The organism is Pectinatus haikarae, assembly GCF_050916305.1.
Taxonomy (GTDB): domain Bacteria; phylum Bacillota; class Negativicutes; order Selenomonadales; family Selenomonadaceae; genus Pectinatus; species Pectinatus haikarae.
On the sequence record NZ_CP116940.1, the window covers coordinates 916,839 to 929,033 of the forward strand.

At 42.6% G+C, this 12,195-nt stretch carries 7 protein-coding genes; 3 read left to right on the forward strand and 4 right to left on the reverse strand.

Annotated elements, in window-relative coordinates; translation table 11 throughout:
• Window positions 1–66 precede the first annotated feature (66 nt).
• Both NXG61_RS04425 and NXG61_RS04430 read left to right on the forward strand, forming a co-directional pair.
• Window positions 67–1,746 (forward strand): putative polysaccharide biosynthesis protein, encoded by a 1,680-nt coding sequence (locus NXG61_RS04425; protein WP_196604465.1) that lies wholly within the window; start codon window positions 67–69, stop codon window positions 1,744–1,746.
• Between the two features lie 2 nt (window positions 1,747–1,748).
• Window positions 1,749–2,630, forward strand: a complete 882-nt coding sequence (locus NXG61_RS04430) for a YegS/Rv2252/BmrU family lipid kinase (protein WP_307224040.1) — start codon at window positions 1,749–1,751, stop codon at window positions 2,628–2,630.
• 108 nt (window positions 2,631–2,738) lie between these two features.
• Here the strand turns inward: NXG61_RS04430 and NXG61_RS04435 are convergent, their stop codons facing one another.
• Both NXG61_RS04435 and NXG61_RS04440 read right to left on the reverse strand, forming a co-directional pair.
• Window positions 2,739–4,214 (reverse strand): acetyl-CoA carboxylase biotin carboxylase subunit, encoded by a 1,476-nt coding sequence (locus NXG61_RS04435; RefSeq protein ID WP_196604018.1) that lies wholly within the window; start codon window positions 4,212–4,214, stop codon window positions 2,739–2,741.
• A gap of 364 nt (window positions 4,215–4,578) precedes the next feature.
• Complete coding sequence (locus tag NXG61_RS04440) at window positions 4,579–5,568, reverse strand: Gfo/Idh/MocA family protein (protein ID WP_307224038.1); 990 nt, start codon at window positions 5,566–5,568, stop codon at window positions 4,579–4,581.
• Between the two features lie 215 nt (window positions 5,569–5,783).
• On the opposite strand from NXG61_RS04440, the gene addA reads away from it, so the two are divergent.
• Window positions 5,784–9,455 (forward strand): helicase-exonuclease AddAB subunit AddA, encoded by a 3,672-nt coding sequence (gene addA, locus NXG61_RS04445; protein ID WP_307224036.1) that lies wholly within the window; start codon window positions 5,784–5,786, stop codon window positions 9,453–9,455.
• Window positions 9,456–9,561: 106 nt separating this feature from the next.
• On the opposite strand, the gene NXG61_RS04450 is transcribed toward addA, so the two are convergent.
• Together NXG61_RS04450 and NXG61_RS04455 are read right to left on the reverse strand one after the other, a co-directional pair.
• Window positions 9,562–10,707 carry a mannitol-1-phosphate 5-dehydrogenase gene (locus NXG61_RS04450; protein WP_307224034.1) on the reverse strand — a complete coding sequence of 382 codons (1,146 nt, stop codon included), beginning with the start codon at window positions 10,705–10,707 and terminating at the stop codon, window positions 9,562–9,564.
• 28 nt (window positions 10,708–10,735) lie between these two features.
• A complete protein-coding gene (locus NXG61_RS04455; protein WP_307224032.1) occupies window positions 10,736–12,160 on the reverse strand; it encodes a PTS mannitol transporter subunit IICB in 1,425 nt (474 codons plus the stop codon).
• Window positions 12,161–12,195: the final 35 nt, after the last annotated feature.

Below are 12,195 nucleotides of genomic sequence, written 5' to 3' on the forward strand. Positions count from 1 at the left end.
ATGTCTTCGCTGTTTAATATATTATATATAATTTCACTAAAAAAGAAAATAAAAGTTTTGTTTAAAATGAAGCAGGTGCTGATTATAAATACTCAAACTACTACTGAAAAAAACGCCGATAGGAATACGTCCTTTCTTAAAGGCACGCTTATATTGACAGTAGCCGGTATCGTTGTTAAGGTCATAGGGTCACTGAACTGGATATTTGTTTCACGCGTTTTGGGCGGTGAGGGGATCGGTCTTTATCAGATGGCGTTTCCCATATATTTCCTTGCATTTAATATTTCTACTGCCGGAGTCCCTATTGCGATATCGATAATAACTGCGGAACATATTGCGTTGAAAGATATATGGGGAGCAAAACGAATTTTTCATATATCAATGACTTTTATGTTCTTTACTGGCATCCTGTGCAGCCTGCTTACTTATTTTGGGGCGCAATGGCTTATTGATTGGCAGTTTATACGTGACCCGCGGGCTTATTATGCTGTTGTCGCATTGGCACCGGCAATATTTTTTGTCACTATTCTGGCCAGCTCACGCGGTTATCTGCAGGGCTGGCAAAGAATGACACCAACCGGGGTATCCCAGATAGTGGAACAGATATTCCGGGTTATAACAATGATTTTGTTTGCACAGATGCTGCTGCCGTACGGTTTGGAATTTGCTGCTGCCGGAGCCAGTCTCGGTGCATTGGCAGGTGCTGTTGCCGGACTGTTGGTCCTTGTTTATTTTCACTGGCAGCTAAATAAAGACATAGACAAGATGTATGGTGGTCATTTAGCGCCGCTGCCTGATAAGAAGCAGGAAACAGTTTTTAATATCATGAAACGTATTTTTAAGCTGTCACTGCCTGTATCGGCTACCAGCATAATGCTGCCGATAGTGGCCAATCTTGATCTGATGATAGTGCCGCAGCGGCTTGAAGCGGCGGGCTATTCTGTCAACGAGGCGACAGAGCTTTTCGGTTATCTGACGGGGATGGCTGTGCCGCTTGTGAATTTGGCTACGATATTGACGGCTGCTCTGGCCGTCAGCATCGTTCCGGCTATATCAAAGGCGCGTACGCTGAAAGATCATGACAGCTGCTTTAACCAAACGGCCGCGGCAATACGCATCGCTAATTTTATCTGCTTTCCGGCATTTGTTATTGTGCTGGTATTGGCAGTACCCATTGCCAGCCTTATATACAATGCACCCGGGGCAGGTCCTGCTGTGTGGGTTTCTGCCTTTTCAATAATTCTTTTGGGGCTTCATCAGATAACGACTGCTGTGCTTCAGGGGCTTGGCCATCCTACAGTGCCGATGGTAAATATGATCATTGCGGCCGTTGCTAAAGTGATTTTAAACTGGGTGCTTACTGCGCAGCCGTCTCTCGGTATTATGGGTGCCGCATGGGCAACGGCGGCTGACATAGGCATTGCGGCGGTAATTAATCTGTATTTCCTTCACAGATATATTGGGTATAAGATGGAAATGAAGCAGATAATGAAAAATATGATCGCGGCAGCGGTCATGGCATTTGTTTTGTATTTTTCCTATTATGTGATCTTGCTGTCTGATGGGAGCAATGCTGTTGCCACGTTTGGTTCAGTGGCAGTCGGTGCGGCAGCATATATCGTTATTCTCATATTAGTGAAAGGCATGATGGAAGAAGATATGGCTGTGATTCCCGTTGTAGGAAAAATTGCTATAAGGGCGCTTCGCAAGATCGGCGTGTTTAAAGAAATTTCTCAGGAGCAATGAAGATGAAAAAGTTCGTGCTTGCATACAATCCGGTATCGGGAGATACAATGTTCAGGAAAAAGCTCGACCATCTGATAGCAATGTTTCAGGAAAGGTACTGTATATTGGTGCCGTACCGCACCAGCCCGGAAAATCGTGGCTTTTCCGGTTTTGTCAAGGCTGTTATGCCGACAGGGATCATCATTGCCGGCGGTGACGGAACATTAAATGAAATAGTGAACATCATGCTGAAAAACGGTATAAAACTTCCTATTGCAATTATACCGAGCGGTACATCAAATGACTTTGCATCATGCCTGTCGTGCTGTGCGGGTAAATTTGACAGTTATATAGATGCGATAATAGACGGAAAAACGACAGTTATTGACGTCGGCAGCATAGGCGATAAATATTTTATTAATGTAGCCAGCGCGGGGATGCTGACTTCAGTGGCGCATGATGTTGACAGACGGCTTAAAAGCACATTCGGCAAATTGGCTTATTATTTGCGCGGCATCGGGGAACTGCCTAAATTCAGATCTCTGGATATGACTGTGGAGGCAGACGGGATCGTAAAGAAAGTGAGTGCGTTTTTTGTTCTTATCGTCAACAGCAATGTTGTGGCAGGACTGAAAAATGTATCCGTGAATGCGAAACTCGATGACGGCAAGCTTGACCTGATAATGCTGAAGCAGTGCAGCCTGCCGGAATTGGTGGCATTTACGGCGGAAACTGTCGCCGGCAAGGATATAATAAATAACAAAAACGTAGAATATATTCAGGCATCTTCGTTCAGAATCGACTGTGACAAAGATGTGCAAAGTGATATTGATGGAGAGCCGGGACCGAAACTGCCGCTTGAAGTGAAAACTATTCCTGCGGCCGTTGAAATATATATAAGATAAATCTCTCAATTATTTGAGACATAAAAATCCCATGGTTTGATGAACCGCCCCATAAGTTAGATCAAAAAATCTAACCTACGGGGGCACTTCATGACCATGGGATTTTTGTTACATATAATACAAACCGGAGCGTATGGCTACGCGCATGTCATCGTCCACTTTTTCCTGTGACCATTTTGTGGCTTCCTGATCCTGACCGTTTGGCAAAACGGCGGCATTCTTCATAGTGGCAGCTGCAGTGCCTGACATTGTATAATGGTATCTGGAAAAATGATCTTTTATAAAACTAGTGTCGATATTGCCGGTGCGGAAATAATCATCCCGCAGAATTTTCTTATGAAGAGGGATGGTAGTTTTGATGCCTTCAACAGTAAATTCATCAAGTGCACGCTGCATAATTTTTATGGCATCACCGCGGGTATGGCCGTGAACTATGATTTTGGCGATCATCGAATCATAAAAGGGCGATATACTCAGACCGGCACAGACACCGCTGTCAACACGTACTCTGGGACCGCCGGGTTCAATGAAGAAATCAACTTTTCCCGGGGAGGGAAGGAAATTATTGTCGGGATCTTCGGCATTTATACGGCATTCTATGGCATGACCGGTGAACTTTATATCTTCCTGACTTATGGTAAGCGGTTCATCCGCGGCTATACGGATCTGTGTTTTAACGAGGTCAATGCCTGTTACCGCTTCCGTTATAGCATGTTCTACCTGTATACGCGGATTGATTTCCATAAAATAAAAATCGTTATCACGCAGGTTGAGTAAAAACTCAACAGTGCCGATATTGCTGTAATGAACACTTTTGGCTGCCTTAATAGCAAGATCACCCACCCGTTTTCTCATATCAGGCGTAAGAGCCACGGAAGGCGACTCCTCCAGCAGCTTCTGATTACGGCGCTGCAGCGAACATTCTCTTTCGCCAAGCTGCAGGACAGTACCGTAATTATCGGCTACGATCTGCACTTCTATATGGCGTGAATGTTCTATATAGTGCTCGTAATAATACTTTATATTCTGAAGATCGGTTATATGCAATATTTTTTTCAGATCATCTTCACTGTTGGCGACTATCATGCCTTTGCCGCCGCCGCCGGCAACAGGTTTTAAAATGATGGGATAACCGACCTCTCTGGCTTTGTTGATAGCGTCTTCTTCGTCGAGAAGCGGATCACTGCCTTTTGACATAGGAATGCCGGAAGGAATCATGGCAGCACGAGCGATATCTTTGTCGCCTACCTGGCGGATAGTAGTATAATGAGGACCGATCCATGTCATGCCCGCTTTAGTGACGCGTTCGGCAAAATCAGCGTCCTCCGATAAAAAACCATAGCCGGGATGAATAGCATCAGCCTCTGTATCAAGCGCCGCCTGCATTAATGCATTGTAATTCAAGTAGGATAGGGAAGCATCGGCAGGACCAATGTTATAGGCCAGATCGGCCAGCTTTACATGCATGGAATCCTTATCCTCGTCTGAATAGACGGCAACAGACTGAATCCCCATTTCCTTGCAGGCGCGAATAATACGGACGGCAATTTCACCGCGGTTGGCAATCAAAATACGTTTAAACAAAAATATCACTCCTATTTACGTAGTTCCACAGTTTGTGAAAAACAAAACTTAATCAGCTGAAGTTCATCTTCAGAATAAATTTTGCGGGACAAACAGCAATACTATGTGTTGTTTAGAAACTTTCCTCAAAAGGGAAAAAACGGGAAAATAAAATTTTCTATATTGATGGTAAATTGAATCTTTAAAGATCAAGATTATTCTATAACAAGAATAACTATAAGTCAAGTTAATAATATCATTAATAATATTAAGCAAAAACAAAAGAATAATATAAATTTTGACCGGCAGCGATATGCTTCAAGCTTTTTCTGTCTATAATTATACCATTATTTCCTCATAATGGTATATAATTTTCGGTTCGGTGCTATTTGCCGTCCGATGCAAATTTTATGCCGGCATCAGCGCGCAGTGCAGTAAGCGTATGCATTACGGTTTGACTGTGTTTGAGCAGTCTCAGACAGGCGGAAAAATCATTTCTTTCATAAATATCGGCAAAAGCCGCAAATTCATCTACCATGCGATTCGGATATTGTTCGCCGTCAAAATTTTCAATATTGTCTGCGGTCTTTAAAATCACATTACGACAGATATTAGGTTCGCTGTTCAGATGGATATAACCTTTTTCTCCCTCAAGAATAACACCGCTGATTCCTTCGGCATCCTTGGCGGCACTGCAGACAGCGATGGTATCATCATAAGTGAGTATCGCGGCACCGGAAGTGTCTATTCCATTGGCAGCGATATTGGCATAATATTTCATATTCAGCGGTTTGCCGAGAAGACCGATGACAAAATGCAGATTGTAAACATTGAGATCATACAGGCAGCCTCCTGAAAGTGCAGGATCAAAGGCAGGCATGACAATTCCCTGTAAAAAATTGTCATAGCGGCTGGAGTATTGAAAATAGTTGGATTGAACCATGCGTAAACGTCCGATGGAGGTCAGATGGCGGCGGATAAAATCGTAGTTTGGCGAATAAAGGAGTGTTATAGCTTCAAAAAAGAACAGATGGTTTTTCTCAGCAATTGCCATCAATTCATTGAACTCCTCAATATGAGAGGCAACCGGTTTCTCACAAATAACGTTTTTTCCGGCAAGAAGAGCGAGCTTTGCATATTCGAAATGCATACTGTTGACTATGCCAATATAGATAAAATCGATATCATTGTTTTGGAGCATGCTGTTATAATCGGTATAAACCTGAGCAATTTTGTACTTTGCCGCCAATTTGTGCGCTTTTGGCTCGCTTTTGGGACGGGCACATATAGCTGTCAGATTTATTGAATCAAGAAATGTCAAAGCTTCAAGACATGTTGCTACAATACCGCCAGTACCTGCTATTGCTAAATTCAATATTATCACCATCCTTAAAAAATTATAGATTGCCTATATATAGACAGTATATATAAGTATGCGAATATTTACAATGAACGAGATAAAATATACAAAATACGGCAAAGGTACAAGGTGAGGGCAGCGTTCTCAAAATATAAGGCGAATGATATAATAAATAAAGATAGACTAAAAAATTACGGCAAAACAGCCGCAGAAATAGAGAGGCAGAACATATGGCTTGGACTCGGGAACAGGAAGAGGCTATAAGCACGAGAGGAAAAAATATTCTTGTGGCGGCAGCCGCCGGATCAGGAAAAACGGCAGTATTGGTCGAAAGAACTATTCGGCTGGTACTTGACGACAATGTGGATATAAACGAAATTTTGATCGTAACTTTTACCAATGCAGCGGCTGCTGAAATGCGCGAACGCATCGGACGGCGTTTGGAAGAACAATTGACCGCAGCTGCTGAAATGGGAGCGGGCACTATGATGAAAAAGCTCGAACGGCAGCTGGTTCTCATGAATGCGGCCTCTATATCAACGCTGCATTCTTTTTGCCAGGGAATCATTCGGCATTATTTTCATGAGATAGATATTGATCCTAAATTCCGTCTTGCGGGAGAGCAGGAAATAAATCTACTGAAACAGGATGTGTTGTCTGAACTGATTGAACAGCAGTATGAGAATGAAAATAATGAACTGTTTTTGCATTTTGCCGATTCATACGGCAATGAACGAGGTGATGCTGCCGTATATGAAATAATTATATCTCTTTATGAATATGCAATGAGCCAGCCTTTTCCGGAGCAATGGCTCAAACAGCTGCCGGAGTATCTGTATTCACCGGAAAATGGCGGCATTGATGATACAAAGTGGGCAAAAATATTAAAAACAGAACTTGAGCTGGTACTTGATGAGTGTATGGTCATAAACTCTTCCATGGAAAAAGCCGCTTCACAGTGCGGCTGTGAGGTGAAAGCAATACAAAGTGATCTTTCTATGCTCAGTGATATAAGTGACGGATTATTAGCGGGGTGGGAAACCCTGTATGCTGTAATGGAAGGCTTGCATTTTGCTGTTATGCGGCTGCCGTCCGATATGCCGGAATCCTTTAAGGAATATTTAAAAAGCGCCCGTCAAAGAGAGAAAGATGTAATAGGGAGCATCGTGAGCGATTTTTTCCAAATGCCGCCTAAAAAACTTTTTCTTGATCTGCATATCCAGAAAGAGAATATGCAGTTTATATGCGGGCTGACAGAGCAGTTCCTATGTGCCTTCGGCAAAGCAAAGCATGAAAGAGTAATAGCCGATTTTAACGATTTGGAACATTTTGCTCTGCGGATTCTGGCAGATGAAAGATCGACGGTGCAGAAGCTTATCCCCACAGAGGCCGCCGCAGAAATGAATGGCAAATATAAAGAAGTAATGGTTGACGAATATCAGGATACAAACGGTGTGCAGGAAGCCATCATCTCACTCATCGCCGGAGCAAAAACAAGTAAATTTTTGGTAGGCGATGTAAAGCAGAGTATTTATCGTTTCAGATTGGCTGAACCGGAACTGTTTATGGAAAAATACCGAACGTATCCTCTCCTGCCGGAACAGTGCAAACGCATAGACCTTTCCAAAAACTTTCGCAGTCGGGAAAATATTCTGCAGGCAGTTAATTTTATTTTTTCCCAGACGATGACGGAAAAAACAGCTGAAGTGAATTATAGCGGCAATGAGGCTCTGGTTTGCGGCTTGGCTTATCCGCAGCAAAAAGACACGTTGGATGATACAGTAGAACTGATTTTGCTGGACAAGGATAATACGCAGGAAAATGATGCGCCGGACGATGCGCGGGAGGGAGAGGAAGGCACAGAAGAACTTTCGGGTTTTTCGATCGAGGCTGACTGCATTGCCAAAAGGATAAAAAAATTGATGGAAGGCAGTCAAAAAGTTTTTGACAAACAAAGCGGCAGGTACAGACCGCTGACATACCGGGATATAGTTATCCTGATGCGCTCGGCTGCCGGCAAGGCTGATTTAATTCTTGATGCATTACGCAGCAATAATATACCGGCTTATGCGGCTTTGAGCAGCGGATATTTTGCCGAAACAGAAATAAGAGTGATGCTGGCCTTACTGCAGATCATTGATAATCCGCGGCAGGACATACCGCTTGCGGCCGTCCTTCATTCACCGATAGTGAACTTCAGTACAGAGGAATTAGCACAGATACGGCTCAACGATACAGAGGGAGAATTGTTTGATGCGCTGCTAAAAACGGGAGAACCGCATAAAGACGTTGCTGGCACTCTCAAAGATAAAGCAGCGGAGTTTTTACAGAACTTAAACCGCTGGCGCACTGTGGCAAAACAATTAAGCGTTCCCGAATTGATATGGCAGCTCTATGATGAAACGGGATATTATGACTACTGTGGAGCAATGCCGGGCGGAGTACTGCGGCAGGCGAATCTGCGCATGTTGTACGACAGAGCTGCCGCGTATGAAGAAACTGATTACCGCGGCTTATTCCGGTTTTTGTTATTTGTGGGGAAAATGCAAAAGAGCGGCAATGATTTATCTGTAGCCAGAACATTGGGTGAAAATGAAGATGTGGTGAGAATAATGACCATCCACAAAAGTAAAGGATTGGAATTTCCGGTAGTGATAATTGCCGATATGGGAAAAAGAATAAATCTGGTGGACAGCAGACAAGTGCTGCTTATTCATAAAAAATATGGTTTGGGGCCGTATGTATATGATCTGCAATACAATGTACGTTATCCGACTGTTGCCAGACAGGCTATCGCAAGGCAGACAGTGAAAGAAAGCAAGGCGGAGGAACTTCGTGTCCTTTATGTGGGAATGACAAGAGCCAGAGAAAAGCTGATATTGACAGGAACTGTCAGCAGTTTGGCTAAAAAAGCAGCGGTGTGGTGTCAGGCGGCGGGAGAAGCTGTCAAGACAACACTGCCGGTTTATCAAATATTAAATGCGGGAACTTATCTTGATTGGCTCTGCCCTGCACTGGCAAGGCATGCGGACGGAACCGCCCTTTACGAACTTTGTGATAGCAGCAGGACGGAAACTAGTCCCCTGCCGTATGGAAATTCAGAATGGAAGATCGAAATAAGGAATAATACGGTGGCAGCTCCAAAAGAAAAAAACACCGCGCTGCCGGAGGTATTCGAAAAAATACGGACACATCAGCCGCTTAGCGGCACAGCAGCCAAAGCTTGGGTAGAAGAGCGACTGAATTGGCAGTACTCTAAAGCTGCCGGAGTGCAGCTGCCGTCTAAGCTGTCAGTGACAGAAATAAAACGCCGCTTTGAACCCGAACCGGATACGGAAAATATATTTTCTGCCGACGAATATGCAAGACCGCGTTTCCTGCAGGAAAAAACAGCGATGACAGGTATAGAATACGGTACATTGATGCACAGTGTCATGCAGCATTTGGATCTTAAAAAAGATTTGACAGATAAGGGCATACAAATACAGTTGGAGGAAATGGCAGAAAGAGAAATTATTGAACGCGAACAGATCAAACGGGTAAACAGGCAGTCCGTACAAAAGTTTTTTTGCTCTTCTGTGGGCAGACGACTGTTGAAATCTCCTCTTGTACGGAGAGAAATGCAGTTTTCCCGTATGCTGGAAGCACAGAGATTTTATGCCGATGCACAGCCGGAAAACCGTATATTTACACAAGGTGTGATAGATCTGCTTTTCACTGAATCTGACGGATTGGTGCTGGTGGATTATAAGACAGATAATTGTTCGGGCGATGAGGCCGCTGTGAAATATAAAATGCAGATAAAATTATACAGTGAAGCTGTCGAGGCCATTCTAACAAAGCCTGTTAAAGAAAAATATCTATATCTTTTTCATAGCGGTGAGATAGTGCCGCTTAAATAAAAATTTTATTTCAAACAAAAAAACACGCTCCTTCGGATAGACTGTAAAAGTTTAATTACATGTCAGACCAAAGAGCGTGTTTTAAATTGGCAATAATAGGAAAAGCTTATTTTTGCAGAAGGTTATATTTATGCAAGATAACCTTTCCCAGCTCTGTCTGGGGATTTATCCTGCTGTAATGAAATAAAGCACTGGCGAGACCGTTCTTTTTGATGTGAACCTGTAGGGCAACAGCTTCGGTATCATTTTTATAATCAAAGCAAAATGCAGCCGCAATTGCTGCCGAGTATCCATCTGAAATAATGCCTAGGTCGGCCAATTGTATAGCTGGAGCGATCAAACGATCGTTTACGCCTAATTTACGAATGGGTGATCTGCCCACTCGTGTAACATCATCTGCAATATATTTACTGGAAAATCGCTGTAAAATTCTTTGGGAATAAGCGTTAAATTCATTTATGGAAAAATCATATTTTTTGTTTAAAAGAAAACCGGCTTCTTTTAACAGGCATTTAACGATACTGCTAATATTATCATTGTTGATCGCCTGATTTATATAATTTATGTTTTGAATATAGCCTAAATAAGCAATTGCAGCGTGAGTGGCATTAACTGCGAAAAGTTTTCGCTCAATATATGCTTGTAGGTTTTTTACATAAGTTATGCCATTAACGGGTGGCTTATTTCCTGCTATACCGGTTTCATCAACATCCCATTCAAAAAATCGTTCGGTTTGCACCAGCAATTTTTCAGAGTTTTTTTGCAATGGCACTATTCTGTCAACCGCTGCATCAGGAAATCCGGCGTATTTAGAAAGCTGCTGAAGATCCTTTGAAGATAAATGATCGCATACAAGCTCCCGTAAAATAGAACTGGCTCCTTGCATGTTTTCGCAGGCTATGATGTTGATAGGAGGACAGTCTTGGGAGATCCTTTTTGATAATCCGGCAGAGATGACGGGAGCAATAAATTTTAATGCGGTGGGGCCGAGTGCAGTAGTTATGATATCGGCATGTAAGAGATTGTCAGTGATGGCTTCGGTGTCGCTGCTGTTTAATGCTGATATATTTTGGATAAGAATGCGTTCTGGAACATCGCCGACTATTTCGATATGATATTGCTTCAGTGAGTTAATATCATCAATAACAGACTGATTGACATCAATGAAACATACTTCATAATTTGAAGCTGACAGCAGCTGACCGATAAAGCCGCGTCCAATATTTCCGGCACCAAAATGCAGGGCTAACATAATATTCCTCCGTTTTAAATTATAAAAATCATTTTTGCTGCTCTTTTATTTTTTCAATGAGCTCACTTATCTTGGGATCTGCCAAATAGTTTTCAATGGCTACTATTTTTTTATCCTTTAAAGCTAATTTAGCCCGTTCGGCCAGATTTTTATGTGTAATGACAACATCTGCTTCAGAGGGAACCTTTTCAATAGCAAAATGTTCCACACGGATATCAATATCGTTTTTCAAAAGTTTCTTTTTCATCACACTCGCACCCATGGCACTGCTGTCCATTCCCGCATCACATGCGAAAGCTACAAATTTTATCGGAGCATCAACAGCATGTGAAGATTGAGCAGCTCCGGTTTCAGTGATATTTGAAAGGATGTCTTTTCCTTCGTTTTTCATGGATTGCGTTTGTAATATAGAGGCACTCAATTCGTCATCATTGTTGTCTTTGGATATTTTTAAGATAAAAGAAGTTATTATAAAACTTACCAGGGCTGCCACAAGAACTCCGGCAATGATGCCAATAAAATGCCCCTTCGGAGTCAATGCTAAATAAGCAAATATTGATCCTGGACTTGGTCCGGCAACAAGGCCGGCATCAAACATTTGAAAAGTGAATATACCGCACGCAGAACCGGCGATCATCGCAATAATTGTAAGCGGCTTCATCAGAACAAAAGGAAAATACATTTCATGTATTCCGCCAAAAAAATGGATGATTATTGCACCGGGCGCTGTGCTCTTGGCATTGCCCCTGCCAAATATGGAATAGGCCAGCAGCAGACCTAAACCGGCACCGGGGTTGGAAGCAGCCATAAAATATATCGACTTGCCTGTAGCCAGGGCATCCTGCATGCCGAGCGGATAATAAATCCCTTGGTCAATGACATTATTTAAAAATAATACTTTTGTAGGTTCATTTATTAGAGCAAGGACGGGTAATATCCCCGTGCTCACAAGAGCCTTTACTACAGTACTTATAAGATAATTGGCATCTTGAATGACCGGACCGATGAGAGCATTGGCAAGAAGACAGAGGATAAAGCCGATAATTCCCAGAGAAAAATTGTTTATGAGCATTTCAAAGCCTGAAGGAATACGGTTTTCGATCGATTTATCGAACTTCTTTATAATAAAAGCACTAAGTGGCCCCATTATCATGGCACCAAGGAACATTGGAATATCAGAGCCTACAATAAGTCCGATAGTACCAATAGTCCCTGCTATGCCTCCTCTTGTATCATAAACTAATTTACCTCCGGCATAGGATAACAATAAGGGAAGCAGTAAACTTACCATGGGACTTACGAGCTTAGCAAAGGCTTCATTGGGAATCCAGCCTGTTGGGATAAATAGTGCGGTAATAAAACCCCATGCTATGAATGCTCCCATATTGGGAATGACCATTGCCGTCAAAAAACCGCCAAATGCTTGTATTTTAGCACGCACATTAATTGTCATTTGTTTCATCCTTTCAATATTCTACAATTATATAA